The 17,081-nt window shown below is 49.4% G+C and carries 15 protein-coding genes; 1 reads left to right on the forward strand and 14 read right to left on the reverse strand.

Annotation, left to right across the window (positions count from 1 at the left end; all coding sequences use genetic code 11):
- Window positions 1–26 precede the first annotated feature (26 nt).
- The 6 genes from NSB25_RS08120 to NSB25_RS08145 all read right to left on the reverse strand — a co-directional run bounded on the left by NSB25_RS08120 (window position 27) and on the right by NSB25_RS08145 (window position 6,017).
- Entirely contained in the window at window positions 27–419 is a 393-nt protein-coding gene (locus NSB25_RS08120; RefSeq protein ID WP_103239175.1) for a response regulator, read from the reverse strand.
- 12 nt (window positions 420–431) lie between these two features.
- On the reverse strand, window positions 432–1,460 hold the full coding sequence (locus tag NSB25_RS08125; RefSeq protein WP_103239176.1) for a protein-glutamate methylesterase/protein-glutamine glutaminase: 1,029 nt from the start codon (window positions 1,458–1,460) through the stop codon (window positions 432–434).
- An 18-nt stretch (window positions 1,461–1,478) separates the two neighbouring features.
- Window positions 1,479–2,285: a CheR family methyltransferase gene (locus NSB25_RS08130; protein WP_306817576.1), complete on the reverse strand. Its 807-nt coding sequence runs from the start codon at window positions 2,283–2,285 to the stop codon at window positions 1,479–1,481.
- A gap of 38 nt (window positions 2,286–2,323) precedes the next feature.
- On the reverse strand, window positions 2,324–3,376 hold the full coding sequence (locus tag NSB25_RS08135) for a response regulator (RefSeq protein WP_103239178.1): 1,053 nt from the start codon (window positions 3,374–3,376) through the stop codon (window positions 2,324–2,326).
- 31 nt (window positions 3,377–3,407) lie between these two features.
- Entirely contained in the window at window positions 3,408–4,844 is a 1,437-nt protein-coding gene (locus tag NSB25_RS08140) for an ATP-binding protein (RefSeq protein ID WP_103239179.1), read from the reverse strand.
- Between the two features lie 81 nt (window positions 4,845–4,925).
- Window positions 4,926–6,017 (reverse strand): HD-GYP domain-containing protein, encoded by a 1,092-nt coding sequence (locus NSB25_RS08145; RefSeq protein WP_103239180.1) that lies wholly within the window; start codon window positions 6,015–6,017, stop codon window positions 4,926–4,928.
- Window positions 6,018–6,253: 236 nt separating this feature from the next.
- Here NSB25_RS08145 and NSB25_RS08150 point away from each other — a divergent pair, with 236 nt between their 5' ends.
- Window positions 6,254–7,849 (forward strand): bifunctional diguanylate cyclase/phosphohydrolase, encoded by a 1,596-nt coding sequence (locus NSB25_RS08150; protein WP_172455035.1) that lies wholly within the window; start codon window positions 6,254–6,256, stop codon window positions 7,847–7,849.
- Between the two features lie 96 nt (window positions 7,850–7,945).
- On the opposite strand, the gene NSB25_RS08155 is transcribed toward NSB25_RS08150, so the two are convergent.
- From NSB25_RS08155 to NSB25_RS08190, 8 genes are all read right to left on the reverse strand, one after another.
- A complete protein-coding gene (locus NSB25_RS08155; protein ID WP_103239182.1) occupies window positions 7,946–9,199 on the reverse strand; it encodes an ABC transporter permease in 1,254 nt (417 codons plus the stop codon).
- Window positions 9,196–10,113 (reverse strand): ABC transporter ATP-binding protein, encoded by a 918-nt coding sequence (locus tag NSB25_RS08160; RefSeq protein ID WP_103239183.1) that lies wholly within the window; start codon window positions 10,111–10,113, stop codon window positions 9,196–9,198. Before NSB25_RS08160 ends, NSB25_RS08155 begins: the two co-directional genes overlap by 4 nt.
- A 111-nt stretch (window positions 10,114–10,224) precedes the next feature.
- Window positions 10,225–10,566 (reverse strand): PadR family transcriptional regulator, encoded by a 342-nt coding sequence (locus NSB25_RS08165; protein ID WP_242982374.1) that lies wholly within the window; start codon window positions 10,564–10,566, stop codon window positions 10,225–10,227.
- Between the two features lie 188 nt (window positions 10,567–10,754).
- Window positions 10,755–12,419, reverse strand: coding sequence for a methyl-accepting chemotaxis protein (locus NSB25_RS08170; protein ID WP_103239311.1), 1,665 nt, complete (start codon window positions 12,417–12,419; stop codon window positions 10,755–10,757).
- Between the two features lie 543 nt (window positions 12,420–12,962).
- Window positions 12,963–13,697, reverse strand: coding sequence for a histidine phosphatase family protein (locus NSB25_RS08175; RefSeq protein ID WP_103239312.1), 735 nt, complete (start codon window positions 13,695–13,697; stop codon window positions 12,963–12,965).
- Window positions 13,698–13,805: 108 nt separating this feature from the next.
- Entirely contained in the window at window positions 13,806–14,579 is a 774-nt protein-coding gene (locus NSB25_RS08180; RefSeq protein ID WP_103239184.1) for a ZIP family metal transporter, read from the reverse strand.
- Between the two features lie 188 nt (window positions 14,580–14,767).
- The gene (locus NSB25_RS08185) at window positions 14,768–16,714 is read right to left on the reverse strand and encodes a heavy metal translocating P-type ATPase (RefSeq protein WP_103239185.1); all 1,947 of its coding nucleotides are present in this window, start codon (window positions 16,712–16,714) and stop codon (window positions 14,768–14,770) included.
- A 90-nt stretch (window positions 16,715–16,804) separates the two neighbouring features.
- The gene (locus tag NSB25_RS08190; RefSeq protein WP_103239186.1) at window positions 16,805–17,026 is read right to left on the reverse strand and encodes a cation transporter; all 222 of its coding nucleotides are present in this window, start codon (window positions 17,024–17,026) and stop codon (window positions 16,805–16,807) included.
- Window positions 17,027–17,081: the final 55 nt, after the last annotated feature.

Below are 17,081 nucleotides of genomic sequence, written 5' to 3' on the forward strand. Positions count from 1 at the left end.
AGTTCTCCTTTCCGCATTTATTCCAGTTAAATCAGATTGAGCTTTTTCATTGCCTGCTCAAATCTTTCCTGATCTATGGGCTTACCGGAATATATGGTGCAGCCCAGGTCAAACGCCATCTTTACATTCTTTTCTTCATTCAGTGCCGTGGTCATAATCACCTTTACCGCTTTATCTTCCGGAACATTCCTCTGCTTTTCCAGATTGCGGATTCCCATCAGTGCCTGATAACCGTCCATAACCGGCATCATGATATCAAGACATACCAGATCATACGGTTCTCCGTCTTCCAAAGCCATCATGAATGCGTCCACCGCTTCCATCCCGTCCACAGTAATGTCACACTCACCGTACTTTGAGAGAAAGCTGGCCATAAATTTTCTTGTCGCGAAATCATCCTCCGCCAATAGAATTTTCATTCTCCTTCTCCTTTACATTTTATTTAATAAAGCATATGTCCTTCCGGCGATATCAGTCAATTTTTCCTGATATTGTACCGCCCCCAGCTCATAAGCAACCTTGGGCATTCCATAAACCACACAAGTGGATTCGTCCTGACCGATGGTCCTGGCGCCGGCCTTGCGCATAGCCAGCAATCCTTTGGCGCCGTCCCCGCCCATCCCGGTGAGAATGATTCCCAGCGCATCGGAACCTGCTGTCCTGGCAACAGAATCAAACAATACATCCACCGAAGGACAGTGTCCGTTCACTTTTGGTCCCGGCTTGACTTCCACCTGATAATTGCTGCCTACTTTGACCAGGTGCATATGCCTGTCGCCTCCGGGAGCAATCAACATATGTCCCGGCAGAACCCTGTCACCTGTCTCCGCTTCCTTCACCTGAATCCTGCATTCGTCGTTCAGCCTTTTTGCATACATCTGTGTGAAACCGGGCGGCATATGCTGTACACAGACAATTCCGGGAATATCCGTACCAAACTGTCTGACCACAGTGGAAGTCGCTTCCGTACCGCCTGTGGATGCCCCGATGGCCACGATCAGGTTGCCCTTTGCCACCGGCTGATATTGCTGCTGCGCCTGCACCATCGACCTTTTGACATTGCCGATTCTGGCACTGGAAGCTATTTTTATTTTCACCAGCAACTCATTTTTGATAAAATCCTCCAGCTGTTTCCTGTTGGATACCGTCGGCTTCGCCACAAAATCCACTGCCCCGGCATTCATTGCATCAAAAACCTTATCGCTCAGAGAACTGATCACCACCACCGGAAGGGGGTATTGCGGGATCAGCTTCCGCAGGAATTCGATTCCGTTCATTCTCGGAAGTTCCACATCCAGGGTCATTACATCCGGCTTCAGCGCCAGAATCGCATCCCTTGCCTCGTAGGGGTCTTTCGCCGTTCCCACAACATGTATTGCAGGATCTCTGTTCAGATTCTGAAGCAACAGTTCTCTGAACACAATAGAATCCTCTACGATTAAAACCTTAATCGGCAGCATAACTCACCAGTCCCTTCCTTATTTTCTGAATATTGACGGCTGTATAATCTGAAACGGCGTGCTGTTCCTGTCAAGAGTCTCCGTCGTTCCAATGAACAGATAACCTCCCGGCTCCAGCGCGTCATACACCTTCTGCACCAGTTCCCGTTTTGTCTTCTCATCAAAATATATCATAACATTGCGCAAAAATATAGTATGCATTTTCTTTTTAAATGGAAACGGGTCCATCAGATTAAACTGACGGAAGATCACTTCCTGCTTCAGTTCCGGTACCACCTGATACTTAGTTCCGCCTGCAACAGCCTTGAAAAAACGTTTTTTCCACTGTGGCGGAACACTTTTCAGCTGTTCCTCACTGTAGATTCCCGCCAGCGCTTTCTGCAGCTCTTTTGTGGAGATATCTGTGGCCAGAACTTTTGTATCCCATCCATTCTTCTCCATGCCGAAGAAATCTGCCAGCACCATGGCTATCATGTAAGGTTCCTCTCCCGAAGACGCCGCACCGCACCAGATCCGCAGATCCTTTCTCGCCGCCTCCTTCTGCTTCAGCCAGGGGAGCACCTGCCCCTTGAAGAAATCAAAATGTTCAAATTCACGCATAAAATACGTATAATTGGTGGTCAGGAAATTTACAAGCATCTTCTCCTGATTCCCTGACTTGTCATTCTCCACCGCATTCATGAATTCATTGAAATTCTGCCAGCCGCCTCTCTTGATATAATTTTCCAGTCGCCCGTTCACAATGACCTTTTTCTGATACAGGTCTATTCCATAGCGCTTTTTCATATAAGAAGCAATTCTGATAAACTCATCCTCTTTAATCATAACCATACCTCCATTTCAGTACGGTAAATCCGTATTCTTTAAAGCAGCCGACGTGAAATTTTCCGGCATATTTTATAGACTTCGGGGTTGAATTTCACACCTGCTTCCCCGCCCATAATCTCAAAGGCTTCCTCTCTGCCGTAATTTTTCTTATCTGTCAGTGCGCAATATACTTCCACGATGGACACAATCTGTGCCGCAAGAGGAATCTCCTCTTTCTTCAGTCCCTCCGGATACCCGCTTCCATCCCAGTTCTCATGATGATAACGGGCAATGTCCGCAGCCGTATTGATAAAGTCATTATAATCTTTCCCTACATGCAAGTCTTCCAGAAGCTTCGCGCCTATTGTCGTATGAGTCTGCACAATGGACATTTCCTCTTCGCTGAGGGCGGTCTGCCTGCGAAGCAGTTCCAGCGGAATCCCGATATTTCCAATGTCGCACAAAGGCGCCGCCAGCTCTATGGTATCAATATAAGCATCTGAAATCTTATCTTCAAACAGGGGAGAAAGCTGCATCCCCTGTGCCAGTATCCTGCAGTTCTGACTGAGTCTCTCAATATGTTCCTTTCTGTAGCAGGAATTCCCTGCCGCAATTCCGGCCAGGGCATACAGCACATCCTTTTTCTCCTGCTCGATCTGCTTCAGCAGCTCGGTCACAGAAGTCTGAAGACGTCGGTTCATCTCCTGCAGCTCCCGATGTGCCGCGTACAGTCGAAGCTGGATTCCCACACGCGCCTGCACCACCTCCGGGATAAAGGGCTTCGTGATATAATCCGTCCCTCCCAGCGTAAGTCCTTCTATTACATCTTTCGGATTGTCGTACGCCGAAATAAAGATAACCGGAATGTTTTTTGTCTTTTTGTCTGCCTTCAGAATTCTGCATAGCTCATAGCCGTCCATTCCCGGCATGGAGATATCTGTCAGAATCAGCTGCGGACGGGATTCTCTGATCTTTCTCAAGGCTGCCTCTCCGCTTTCTGCCAGAACGGGACGGGCACCTATACCGAGGATAATCTGTTCCAGGACCTGTCTGTTGGTCTCCCAGTCATCCACAATGAGTATTTCTGCCGTCCTTTCTCCGTAACTCATTTATGCCCCTCTCTCCTGCCGCGAACTGCCTTCAGCTCAGTCCGAGGCCGGTTATCAGCTTATCATATTCCATGATTACTCTGTCATAATTTTCCTTTTGAATGGCCATCTTCAGCTTCAGGGCCATACGCTTTATCTCCGGCGGCACTTCTTCTGTCAGCTGCCTCACAGTCTCCATGAACATCTCCGCCTTCTCCCAGTTCTCCATCTCCACACAGAGAATCAGCTTCGACAGATTTCTCCCCAGCGCCTCCCGATTCTTCTCCGACCCGTAATTCTTCGTGTCATCGGGTTCGTTCCCGCTGTCTTCCCCCTGTCCGACGGCAAAGAGATCAGCTGTCACCCTGTCGTCTGAAATCCTGGAATCCTCTGCTTCCTCACAGGCGCCGACCCATATGGAAAAAGAGAAGACACTTCCTCTGCCCCTGCGGCTCTCCACCTCAATGCTGCCGCCCATCAGCTCCACCAGCTGCCTGCAGATGTTCAACCCAAGGCCCGTACCTCCATACTTTCGGGATATGGAAGCATCCACCTGAGAAAAGCTGCGGAACAATTTATCTCTGTCCTCCTCGGCGATTCCAATTCCCGTATCTGACACGATAAAGAACAGTTCCGTCTTGTCGTCCACCCTTGCAGTCTTTAAGGCCTGAAGCGTAATTTTACCCACTGAAGTGAACTTCAGTGCATTGGACAGAAGGTTATTCAGAATCTGAACAATCCGCAGTTCATCCCCCACAATATATTCCGGGGCCTGCGGAGAAACTGTCATAAAAAAGTCAAGTCCCTTCTCGGTAATTCTGCCGATATGCTGTTCTTTTACATAATCCAGCATATTCCGAAAATGAAATCTGCGGGGTTCCAGCGTAAATTTTCCCGCATCCAGCTTTGAGAAGTCCAGAACATTGTCAATAATCTTATTCATGTCTCCGCAGCATCGTTCTATCAGACGCAAAGACTTCATTGTGCGCGGCTCTTTCACATCCCCCAGCAGTTCCCGCACATTGCCCAAAATGCCGTTTACCGGCGTCCTCAGCTCATGTGTCACATTTGCCACAAACTCTGCTTTGACTTTTGCGGCCTGCTGTGCCTCCTCGCGAACCTGCTCTATCTCCCTGCCCAGATGCTCTCTTTCCAGTATATCATTTGCCATACAGATATAGTCCCCGGAACGGGTACTTATCAACTTTGCTTCCACCGGAAAGCAGGTGAGATTCCGCCGGTATGCCACAAGGTGCTGCGTCTCTTCCCCAAAAAGGCAGCGCGTCTCAAAACCGGCTCCGGAGGCTCTGAAAGTATTGGGAAATATCTCCTCCATATGCCTGCCGGCCAGACCGTTTTCCCCGGTCTGCGCTTCATACCCCAGCTTTTTTCGTGCGGCGCCGTTCGCATATGAGATGATTCCCGCTGCGCCAAATATAAAAATCATCTCCAGCGCATCTTCCACGGGAAATTCACACATTTCACTCATACCAATCCTCCGCAGATAACATGCTGCCTCAGAATAAGAAAAGGCAGCAAACTATTTTTACTCCTTTGCTGCCTGCTCATATCATGAAAACTCAAAACTCTCGATTACTTCCATAATATTAAAGAAGTCTTCCCTGGCAAGTTCAAAGCATTTTAAAATGTCTGACGAGAACTGACCGCACTCACCGTTCATTATCATTTCAAAAGCTTTTTCCTTACTGAACGGATCTTTATAGACCCTCGGACTTACCAGCACGTCATACACATCCGCAACGGCAACAATCTGTGCACTGATCGGAATATCGTCTCCCACCAGATGGTCCGGATATCCTCTGCCATCCCACCGTTCATGATGATGACGACAAATATCATAACAATAACCGTAAAACTCACTGGTTCGGTCTCTGTAAAGCTTCTCCAGAAGATCGCACCCGATAGTAGTATGTGTCTTCATCACTTCAAATTCTTCATTCGTCAGCCGTCCGGGCTTCAGCAAAATAGCATCCGAAATGCCGATTTTACCGATATCATGCATTACGGAGGCTCTGGATATCGCATCCACTCTCGCACTTGTCAGCTCATACCTGGGGAAGTGTTCCATAAGGCATTTCGCCATAATCCGTGTATAATACTTGATTCGTTTGGTATGTTCCCCGGTTTCGGCACTTCTGGATTCCACCACAGAGCTGAGCGCATCAATCATGAATTCGTTGGTTTCCCGAATTTCCTTCTCCTGCGCCCTGATTTCCATCTCCTGCTCTTTCAGGCGGGCTTCCATATTGCGCTTATTCTGATACAGCTCTATGATATTCTTGCTTCTGCGCTTGACAATATGAGAATAAAAAGGTTTATGTATAACATCCGCCACACCGAAAGCATACGCCTTTCCCTCGCTGTCCTCGATGGTCTCTCCGGTAATCATGATTACCGGGATTTCCTTCAGCAACCCCTGTTCCTGCATATACTCCAACACCTTGAATCCGTTCAGGATCGGCATTACAACATCCAGTAATATCAGAACAATATTACTGTTATCCTCAATCTGTTTTATCGCATCACGGCCATTATCTGCCTCCAGCAGCTCATACTCATCCCGGCTGTCAGCGAACATCTCCATCAAAATCGCGCGATTGATTTCTTCGTCATCGACAATTAATATCTGCTGTTTATCCATTTCACCACCATTAATCTTCGTGATTTAATCCCTCAGTTATGATACCACCTTCCGTATAAATTGTCAATTCACTTCGATTAGAAATTAGTCCCTATTTATGCCAAAAGAGGCCTGTCCATTCAGGCTTCACGCACATTCCACTTCGTCGGCAGAAAGGATTGATTTTTGGACTTGGACGCAGTATAATGAAAACGATATAAACAGAGTACGCTCTGTGTTAAAAGAGGTAAATGCCCATGGGAACATACAACTTTTCCGACATATTTGATATCAGTGCTCTGCAGGGACTGCTGGAATCTCTGTCTGCCGCTCTGGGCGTGGGTATCTGTATCCGTGATCAGCACGGAAAATATCTGTTTCGAAGCAGAGAATGCGGCGTGTGCTGTGATCTGCTGGAGGAAGCACCTGTCGGTTCCGACGAGCAGGCTCCCGAAACAGTTTACCAGGCATTTACTCCCTGTGTCCGTTACTGTCAGGCCGCCGGGCTGACAGATGCTGTCATTCCTGTTATGAATGACACTGTTCTGGCCGCGGTTATTCAGGTCGGATGGGTTCGCCTGTCGGAACAGGAAATTGACGATGCCGAGTATCTCACCATTGCCCGTGCACTCCAGCTGGACGAAGAGCAGTTTCTGGAGAGTGTTCACGCCGTTCCTCTCCTCACCCGGACACATTTTGACAATATATTAAATGCAGTTTCTCTTATAATGGAGCATTTCTCCCAGCTTGGTCATAAAAACATGTATCTGAAATCCGTGATCAGCTCCCTGGAAAGTCAGGAATTTCTCCATCAGCAGGAAAAGAATGTTCTGGCCAATCTGGCAGAAAAAGATTCCATGACCGGCCTTTACAATCGCAGGAAATTTGAAGAAGTGGTTGCTCTGTATGCACGGCTGAAGACCCGGAAAATCTGTATGATTTCGGCAGATGCCAATTTTCTGAAGCTCACCAACGATATCTTCGGACATGAGTCCGGCGACCATCTGCTGCAGGCCATCGCCAAAATCATGAACGACCTGGCCAAAAGCGACTGGCTGGTGGCACGATGCGGCGGAGATGAATTCCGCGTTGTATTGCCTGATACAACCCTGGAGACAGCACTTGATTACTGCCGACGGGTAGCCCGCAACTGCCGCCGTGACAAGAGTCTGGCACTGCCGCTTTCTGTGGCCCTTGGCGCCGCTGAATGGAACAGCGAAAAGGAGACTCTCCAGGATTGTTTCTCCAGAGCGGATGCCAAGATGTATCAGAATAAAACCGCGCTGAAGCATGAGCTGCGCATTCCCAATTATATTATGGAACGTTTATATGACAGGCAGGTTCTAAGCAAGGAAGTGGTGGAGTTTACCGCCAGTCTCACGCTGGATTTTGCCCTGTATCTGAATTTTACCGGGGAGCACGCGAAGGAAGCCAGCCTGGCCGCACATTTTCAGGATATCGGCATGGCCAAGCTGCCGGAATCAGCCGCTATCCGCGGCCAGTCAAGAACGGAAGAAGAAACCACGCAGATTCAGATGCATGTCACACACAGCTACACAATGGCAAGACAGTTTGACGAACTTTACAAGCTGGCAGATATTATTCACTGTTCACATGAGAACTGGGACGGCAGCGGTTATCCCAGCTCTCTGAAGGGCGACCATGTGCCCATCGAATCCAGAATCATTCACCTGGTCAGCGACTATGCCCGCCGTACCCATCCTACAGTGACAGGCGGCTATTACAGTGAAGAAGCAATGAAGGATCGGCTGGCAAGAGAAAGCGGTTCCGTCTATGACCCGAACCTGGTCTCCCGGTTTCTGGAATTTCTGCAGACCCGGGAATTGCATTGAAGACAGCTTCGAAACACAGTCTAAAACAGGGGAGTCAGTGACTTGTATCAGTCACTGGCTCCCCTGAAAACTGTCTTATTTTCAGATATTCCTGTTCTAAGAATTCTTCTTCAGCGATTTCAGTGCAGTTGTAATCTTAATGGGATTACCGTATCTCAATGTTCCCATCCGATAAATTTTGGCTCCCACAATTCCAGCCGCTCCGATAGACACCACCAGTATCAGGAAAGACACGATGATCTCCCAGGCCGCCACGGTTCCCATGGCAATCCTGGCAAACATGGTACTGTAGGAGCTGATCGGCAGAAAGGATAATATTTTGATCACACTGCCGTCAATATTTGTCAGCTGCAGCAGCGAGAAAAAGTATACTGCCATAATCACAACCATCAGCCCGGAAACGCTCTTGCTGATATCCTCGGTCTTGCTGACCAGCGCTCCCATTGCCCCGTAAAGAAAGGCATAGAACAGATAACCGCCCAGTCCGAAGAAGGCAAATGCCAGCAGCACATCCCCGGGAATATGCAGAATCCTGTCCAGCATGCCGCCCCACTGTTCTCTGTTTACCTGATAGGCAATCAGCACGGCCCCCAACAATACTCCCATCTGAAAGACGCCTGCTATGGCTCCTGCAATGACCTTCCCGAACAACAGACTATTGGGAGAGGTACTGGTCACCAGCACTTCTATGGCACGGTTGCTTTTTTCATTGGTGACTGATACGGCAATCATCTGTCCGTAATATACAATCAGCATAAACACTAAGATAATGAGGAAATAGGAGTACCAGTAATTGCTCTCCGTATCTTTGTTCAGCACATTTTCCGTGACTGTGACAGGTACATCATACATAGCAGTGATTTCCTCCAGGTTCCAGCCGGATTTCGCACAGTAGTCCATCCGGTAGAAAACCTTCATTGCCTGATCAAATCTTGCTGTATTCTGGTCCGACATGGTCTTATTAAACACGTAATACTCATATTCCGCAGGCGCAGTTACCACAAAACCGGCTTTCGCTTCCTGAGCCTCCACGGCAGTTCTGATTTCCGCCTCATCCGCCGCCGTCTGCCAGTTCACCTCCGGGAATATCTGCTCCAGTATATCTGCCTGTACAACCCCGGCCTTATCCAGATACAGGAATAACTCCTGCTCTTCCTCCGGAGCCGTTTCCGTCTCCGCGCTTCCCCCGCCAACTACAGTCACACCGGTCATCCCTGACATATCTACAAAGCGGGGCAGGAACAGCAGCGCCACTCCCAGAATGGCCAGAATAGCAGTCAGAACCATAAAGGTTTTGTTGCCCAGATATTCCTTCAGCTCAAACTTAAGTACTGTTATAAATTTTCTCATTCTTCCTCACCCACCTTGCTCACAAAGATATCATTCAGAGAAGGCTCATATCTGCCGAATTTCTCCACCGTCACATCGGATTCAACCAGCTTCTCCATAAATCCGCGTCTGTCTGCCCCCTCCTTCAGTTCCAGAATCAGGAATTCCTTCTTCCTCCCTGAGACGCTTACCAGATTCGACCATTCCCGCTCTGTCTTCTCCGCCAGCTGTTCCAGAGAATAATTTTCCGCAGCCAGCATCAGACGATTTTTTCCATATTCCTTCTTGATTTCCTTCAGTTCTCCTGCCAGAACCACCTGACCGTGATCAATGACTGCAATATTGTCACAGAACTCCTCCACATAGCTCATCTGGTGGCTGGAGAAAATCACCAGCTTCCCCCCTGCTATCAGTTCGTTTACCACATCCTTCAGTATCTGGGAATTCACCGGGTCCAGCCCGCTGAAAGGCTCATCCAGAATGACAATCTCCGGGTCACATACCAGTGTAGCCGCCAGCTGCACTTTCTGCTGATTTCCCTTACTGAGAGTTTCCAGCTTTCTCGAAGCATATTCGGACACTTCCAGTCTGGCAAGCCATTTTTCGGCGCTCTTTTTTGCATCCGGGGATCTCATCCCCCGCAGTGCAGCCAGATACAGCATCTGGTCCATCACCGTCCTTTTGGGATACAGTCCTCTCTCCTCTGGCAGATAGCCAATCTGCTGCTTTGAGGGGACAAATTTCCTGCCGTCCAGACAAATCTCACCGCTATCCGCATGAAACACATCCATCAGAATGCGGATTGTAGTAGTCTTACCCGCGCCGTTTCGGCCCAGCAGTCCCAGCGCGCTTCCGCTGTCCACCTGAAAACTTACGCCGTGAAGTACTTCTTTTTCTCCGAAGCTTTTGCGGATTTCCTTTACTTCCAGTCTCATTTCCTTCCTCCCGCCCAATCTCTGCACCGCCGTTTTATCTCCCTGCGGCAGCGGCCGATAATATTAGAAATCGTTTTTGGATCAGGCTCATTTTCATTCTTTTTCCATGTTTTATATATTCTGTACCGTTTCCACCCCCCCTATCAGCACTTTTCTGCCGTCCGCAAGCTGCTTTTCCAGCCGCCCGGTTTCTTCCTTCAGCAGTTCCATGCCGACATCTGTGAGCCCATAGGTCTTCCGTTCATGGCCGGGCAACGTCACGATAATTCCATCTGCCGTCAGCCTGCCCACCATCGTATAAAGAGTTCCTGTACCCAGTATAATTCTGCCTTTCGTCAGAGTACTGACATACTGCATGATGGCATATCCATGCCTGGGAATGGTAAGAGCCAGAAGCGTATAATAAATGGTCTCGGTCATGGGAATATATTTCTTCCGCAGGGCATCCTTCAAATCCTTCACTCCTTTCCGTTGACTTCGCAGTCATCCGGCCCCTCCCACACAACAGCAGGGTACCGGCTCTGCCGACTGTGCCAACCATATTGGCTCACGACATGTCGAGTATCGACACGTCGTTGTCAGAGTCATCTTAGCACAATACAGACTTTCTGTCAACAGACTTATTCCTCCTGCAGAAATGACTATTCTTCCCGGAGCCTGAATGTTCTGACAAGCTGCTTAAGTAACCCCGCCTGTGAGCTCAGTTCTTCGCTGGTAGCCGCACTTTCCTGAGCAGTGGCGGAATTTGTCTGTACCACTTCGGAAATTTGCGTGATCCGGGCACGTACCTGCTCTACTGCATTTGCCTGTGTATGTGCATCCGAGGCAATACCGTTGAAGGTCTCCACAATATCTCTGGCCCCTTCCACCACACATTGCAGCTGTCCTGCTGTGACATCAGCGATATGAGTCCCCTGTTCTACTGCTGAAATTGAGTGTGTAATCAGCTTTGCGGTGGACTTGGATGCTTCCGCACTCTTGCCTGCCAGACTGCGTACCTCCTCGGCAACCACAGCAAATCCCTTTCCTGCTTCCCCGGCCCTGGCTGCTTCCACAGCGGCATTCAACGCCAGAATATTGGTCTGGAAAGCGATATCTTCAATGGTTTTAATAATTTTCCCTATCTCATTGGAACTGTTGCTGATTTCCTGCATGGCAACAATCATTTCCTGCATTTTCCGGTCACTTTCGGTAAGCTGGATCTCCATATTTCCAGCCTGTTCCATGGCCTGTTTTGCATTATCTGCAGTCTGTCTGACCCGTCCGGTGATTTCCTGTACGGCAGCCTCCAGCTCCTCTACGGCAGAAGTCTGTTCCACGGCTCCACGGCTGAGTCCCCCGGCTGCCGCAGACATCTGATCCGCTCCTCCGGACACGCTTTCCGAGCTGCGGACAATCTGCCCCATGGTATTGTTAAATTTGTGCAGAATGTCGTTCAGAGAACTGCGGATTGCAGCAAAGTCCCCCACATATTCCTGTGTGATCCGGGCGGTCAGATCTCCTTCCGCAATGCCCTCCAGCATACTGGAGATTTCTCCGATATAATTTTTTAACCGGCTGATTGTATTGTCAAAGCTATGTGCCAGTATCCCTATTTCGTCATTAGATATAATGTCTGCCGTCATAGTCTGGTGTCCTTCCAATCCCAGGTTTCCCTTTTCCAGGTTCTGAGCCAATACAGTCAGACGAGAAAGCGGATTGGAGACAGCTCTCTTGATATAAGCACCGACAAGCAGAATGCCGATAATGATCAGCACTGCACCGGTCAGGACGGACAGCTTCATAGTTAGATTGATCTGTTCCGTCGCTTCCGCCATGGAAATTCCCGCAAAAATAAGGCCATCAACCCTGCCTTCCTCATCCAACGTGGGAACATAGGAACACAGATGTTCTTCACCCAGAATGGTCGCCTGCCCCACATAGGTCCTGCCCTGTTCCAGCACTATTTCAGACAGCTCATCGGAAAGCCGGGTACCCACAACACGTTTTCCGTCCTGCTGAATGGTGGTATAAGCCCTCTCATTTCCACGAAAAATTGTAAATTCACATCCCATCTGCCGACTGAGCGCATCCAGAAGAGCTGTCTTATCCTCCGGTCCGCTGTAATTATCCAGCTCATAGGCAAGTATGTTGGTTCCGCTTACACATACATCTTCCATCATGGACAGTGTGAGGCGATAGAACATCAGCAGGCATATTGTCACGACTATAATAATACTAATCCCCAGCATGACTGCCACCAGAGTTCCCACTTTGCGGCCGATTCTTTTACTTTTTTGTCCGTTTATTATGTTTTTCGTTTTCATATCCATTAACTCCGATATTCTGTTATGTTTTCTTATTTAAATGTTAAATGACCCAATTTATGTAAAATACAAAATTCTTCCGGGCATTGCTTTTAAGGATTGCTGCTTTCAAAATTTCTTCCGGCATTACCTTCACCAACTTGCGGAAGCGCTTTCTTCAACATGCCGAAACCTTGATTTTCTGACATTTGACTTTCTGCCATCTTCTCATAACTCTCCTTTTTTCAGACTGATATTTCCGGACACAACAAAAACCCACACATTTTCCTGCAGAATCCGGAATCACTTCTGCGCTTTTGTTGTGTGGTAGTTTTACGGCATAGCCGGCCATTCGGCCACTTTCTGTCCGAAACACAAATATTATAACATATACTAATCTGAAAAAAAAGTTCTTTTTACAGCGGAATACGCTTTCCCGTCTCTCCTGAACCAGACCTCCAGCACAGAAAGATTATAAGATCATAGCAGGGATTTTATCACCCACTGCCGCATTTCCATGGCAGAAAATCTTCCGGCTGCTTCGTCACTGCCCGTCAGCGCCCTTCAGTCGTGTCGTTCCTCCTCGCAGTCAAAAGTCTCGCAGAACCTTGCGGCAAAGGACGGCTCCTCCCCCGCCACATACAGATGTGAAATATCTCCGAAAGCGCTCACTCTGAAAACGGCTCTGCCGGCTCTGCGCTCCTCCGTATAGACTGTGGTAACAGAAGTGGGCGCCGCACAGAAATGATGCCAGAGAATCATGGGCGAGACATTCATCAGGCGGCTCAGCAACACACATTCCAGTCCAAAATGGCAAAAGAATACTATTGTGTCCCTGTTCGGCCTCTCTGCTCTGTAAAGCTTCCCATCCCGGACATATCCATGCTCCGCCAGCAGAGCATCAAAATGGCTGATCACATCCTTATAAATCTCACCCACTCTGCCTTCCCGCATAATCTCAGTATCCACCCAGGTATCCTGCAGAAAATACGCCTCCTCCGCCATCCAGTCTTCCGGCAGCCAGTCCCAGGCCAAAGTCATTCTCCTGCCCGCCGCATCAGGCCGGTTGATTCTGGGCCAGAATTCCTGCAGCCATTCACATTCCTCCGCTGTCCTGTTCATCTTCTTCAGAGTCAGAGAGGCTGTATCCTTCGCCCGTCCCAGCGGAGATACATAAAATTTCGCCACATCCAGCTTTGCAATTCTCCCGGCCAGCAGTTCCGCCTCCCGCCATCCTCTCTCCGTCAGAGAATCTCTCTCATAGTCCGGATCTCCGTGTCGTATTATTATAAGCCTCATTTCTCTTCCTCCGTATTCTGCACAGCAACCTGCTTCTATCTGACCCAAGCCGCATTTTATGTTCTGCACAGCCATTTTATTTAGTATGCCGTCCGGCTGTTTCCGTCATCACGTCGCCACATCCAGCACCATCATCAGCACAAAGCCCACCGCTGCACCAATGGTTCCGATATTTGTATGGTCTCCGGCCTGGGCTTCCGGAATCAGTTCATCCACCACCACATAAATCATTGCCCCTGCCGCAAAGGCCAGCAGACCCGGAAGTATCCGGACCACCTGCTCAGCCAGCAGCAGCGTCACCAGAGCGCCCACCGGTTCCACCGCCCCTGACAGCACGCCGTACCAGAACGCCTTTATCCGCGAGACGCCTGTACTTCGAAGCGGCATGGATATAATCGCCCCTTCCGGGAAATTCTGAATGGCAATTCCCAGAGCCAGCGCCAGGGCTCCTGTCATGGTCATACCTGTATTCTCCAGCATGGCTCCCGCCAGGGTCACTCCCACAGCCATACCTTCCGGCAGATTATGAAGCGTTACCGCCAGCATCAGCATGGTAGTCTTCTGAAAGCCTGTTTTCATCCCCTCCGGCCTGGCATTTTCTCTGTCCAGATGGGGAACAACCATATCCAGCAACAGCAGAAAGCCAACTCCCAGAAGAAATCCTGCCGCCGCAGGAAACCAGGCATTTCCTCCCTGTTCTTCCGCCATCTCAAGAGCCGGAATCAAAAGCGACCACACTGACGCCGCAATCATGACTCCGGAGGCAAAACCCAGCAGGAATTTTTCCAGCCGGAAATTCATTTTCTCTCTCAGGCAAAATACCATAGCCGCTCCCAGGGATGTCCCCAGAAAAGGCAGCGCCAATACTCCAAATTCTTCCATATCACTCCCTTTTACAGCAGAAAGGCCCCTTTCTCCCGTTTTCCTTCACGCAAATCATTTTCATGAATTATAGTATGCGCCATTGCATGTTTATAATGCAGATTCAGGAAGTGATTTTACGTGGCGGTTCCGTCAGCTCACCGAACCGCCACGTGACTTATATGGTCATTATAAATGTTCTTTCCTGTTCAGGCAAGCCCCTTTTTCACCTGCAGGCACCTGATGGCATTCAGCACTGCCAGCACCATGACACCCACATCGGCAAAAATGGCAATCCACATATTGGCAATGCCCACAGCCCCCAACGCCAGACAAATTGCTTTCACCGCAAGTGCAAACACAATATTTTCATATACAATACGCAGACACTTTCGGGAAATCTTCACGGCAAGTGCAAGTTTCATTGGGTTATCATCCATCAGTACAATATCCGCAGCCTCGATGGCGGCATCGGATCCCAACGCCCCCATGGCCACGCCGATATCCGCTCTGGACAGTACAGGTGCATCATTGATGCCGTCTCCCACAAAAGCAAGCACCTCTTTCGGAGCTTTCGCCGCCAGCAATTCTTCCACTGCGTTTACTTTGTCACCTGGCAGCAATTCGCTCTTCACCTGGTCCAGCTTCAGCTCCTTCGCCACCCGCTGTGCCGCTGCATTGCTGTCTCCGGTGAGCATCACCGTCTCCTTCACGCCCTCTGCCTTCAGCGCTGCAATGGCCTCCGCAGACTGCGGCTTCACCACGTCGGAAATCAGAATGCATCCGGCATATTTTCCATCTACCGCCACATGCACAACGGTGCCCCCGTTCTTCTGTTCCGGGGAATTCGATCTGAGCACATCGCCTAATCCCAGCTTTTCCATCAGTCTGGCATTCCCTGCCGCCACTTTTTTCCCATCCACTGCAGCAATGACACCATGGCCGCCGATTTCTTCCACCTCTGCCGTTCTGGAAGGTTTGATTTCGCCTCCGTAAGCTTCTCTCAGGCTCTTACTGATGGGATGGACAGAATAGCTTTCCGCACAGGCAGCCAGCTCCAGGAGCACTTCCTGTGCTTTCTCTCCCTCTAAAGCTGTGAATTCCTCATCCACATGCACTTCCGTCACCTGGAATACCCCTTTAGTCAGGGTTCCTGTCTTATCGAAGACCACGTATTTCGTCCGTGCCAGCGCTTCCAGGTAATTGGAACCCTTCACCAGAATACCGCAGGAGGAAGCCCCTCCGATTCCGCCGAAGAAGCTGAGCGGAATGGAAATCACAAGGGCACAGGGACAGCTGATTACAAGAAAGGTCAGCGCACGGATCACCCAGGTATTCCAGTTGGCCGGGTTCCCCATAAGAAGGTTGACCACGGATGGAATCACTGCCAGCGCCAACGCACTGTAGCATACTGCAGGCGTATAGTATCTGGCAAATTTCGTGATAAAATTCTCCGTTCGTGCCTTCTTCATGCTGGAGTTCTCCACCAGATCCAGTATTTTCGACACCGTGGATTCCCCGAACTCCTTCGTGGTTCTGATGCGCAGCAGCCCGGACAGATTGACACATCCGCTGATGACTTCCTCTCCCGCAGACGTATCTCTCGGCAGACTTTCCCCAGTAAGCGCACTTGTATTCAGGGTGGAACTCCCCTCCACAATCACGCCGTCAATGGGAATCTTCTCTCCCGGCTGTACTACAATCACTGTCCCCACTGCCACATCCTCCGGATCCATCTGTGTCAGCCTGCCGTTTTCATCCTCCACGTTGGCATAATCCGGCCGAATGTCCATAAGTGCACTGATATTCCTGCGGCTCTTTCCCACAGCCACCGCCTGAAACAGTTCTCCGATCTGGTAGAACAGCATTACCGCCACGCCCTCGGCAAATTCTCCTTCCATACCATTTGCTTCATTATAGACTCCCAGAAGCATGGCCCCCACCGTGGCCACTGCCATGAGAAAATTCTCGTCAAACACTTCTCCATGTGCAATGCCCAGCACCGCCTTGCGGAGAATGTCATAGCCAATGACAAGATAGGGAATCAAATACAGTGCAAACCTCACATATCCCTGTACAGGAACAAACTGCAGCGCTGTCATGAGCGCTGCGGCAATAATAATCCGATATAATACTTTTTTCTGCTTTTTTGTCATGTTATTGTTCTCCGTTTAAAACAGATTCACCTTCTGCCAGCCCCAAATTTACTTTGACCTTTGTCAGAGCAGACACCGTTTTACAATGTATCAGTCCAGAAAAATTTCGCAGTCGTCTTCCACCTTCTTACAGGCCTTCCGCACTGTCTGCATAACCGCGCTGTCGTCCGCACCTTCTGCAAATTCCACCTTCATCTTCTGTGTCATAAAGCTGACAGTTACTTCCTGCACACCCTCTACCTTTCGGGCTGCCTCCTCCATTTTCAGCGCACAGTTTGCGCAATCCACCTCGATCTTATATGTTTTCTTCATGATGCTCCTCCTTTAACTTTTATTTTTTCATATGAACCATTGTTCATATGTTTAT

It is taken from the genome of Acetatifactor muris (assembly GCF_024623325.1).
Classification (GTDB): Bacteria; Bacillota; Clostridia; order Lachnospirales; family Lachnospiraceae; genus Acetatifactor; species Acetatifactor muris.

Bases quoted from the DNA above. Each gene is read 5' to 3' on its own strand.
- NSB25_RS08120 (WP_103239175.1), bottom strand. From the start codon at position 419: ATGAAAATTCTATTGGCGGAGGATGATTTCGCGACAAGAAAATTTATG.
- NSB25_RS08125 (WP_103239176.1), bottom strand. From the start codon at position 1,460: ATGCTGCCGATTAAGGTTTTAATCGTAGAGGATTCTATTGTGTTCAGA.
- NSB25_RS08130 (WP_306817576.1), bottom strand. From the start codon at position 2,285: ATGATTAAAGAGGATGAGTTTATCAGAATTGCTTCTTATATGAAAAAG.
- NSB25_RS08135 (WP_103239178.1), bottom strand. From the start codon at position 3,376: ATGAGTTACGGAGAAAGGACGGCAGAAATACTCATTGTGGATGACTGG.
- NSB25_RS08140 (WP_103239179.1), bottom strand. From the start codon at position 4,844: ATGAGTGAAATGTGTGAATTTCCCGTGGAAGATGCGCTGGAGATGATT.
- NSB25_RS08145 (WP_103239180.1), bottom strand. From the start codon at position 6,017: ATGGATAAACAGCAGATATTAATTGTCGATGACGAAGAAATCAATCGC.
- NSB25_RS08150 (WP_172455035.1), top strand. From the start codon at position 6,254: ATGGGAACATACAACTTTTCCGACATATTTGATATCAGTGCTCTGCAG.
- NSB25_RS08155 (WP_103239182.1), bottom strand. From the start codon at position 9,199: ATGAGAAAATTTATAACAGTACTTAAGTTTGAGCTGAAGGAATATCTG.
- NSB25_RS08160 (WP_103239183.1), bottom strand. From the start codon at position 10,113: ATGAGACTGGAAGTAAAGGAAATCCGCAAAAGCTTCGGAGAAAAAGAA.
- NSB25_RS08170 (WP_103239311.1), bottom strand. From the start codon at position 12,419: ATGAAAACGAAAAACATAATAAACGGACAAAAAAGTAAAAGAATCGGC.
- NSB25_RS08175 (WP_103239312.1), bottom strand. From the start codon at position 13,697: ATGAGGCTTATAATAATACGACACGGAGATCCGGACTATGAGAGAGAT.
- NSB25_RS08180 (WP_103239184.1), bottom strand. From the start codon at position 14,579: ATGGAAGAATTTGGAGTATTGGCGCTGCCTTTTCTGGGGACATCCCTG.
- NSB25_RS08185 (WP_103239185.1), bottom strand. From the start codon at position 16,714: ATGACAAAAAAGCAGAAAAAAGTATTATATCGGATTATTATTGCCGCA.
- NSB25_RS08190 (WP_103239186.1), bottom strand. From the start codon at position 17,026: ATGAAGAAAACATATAAGATCGAGGTGGATTGCGCAAACTGTGCGCTG.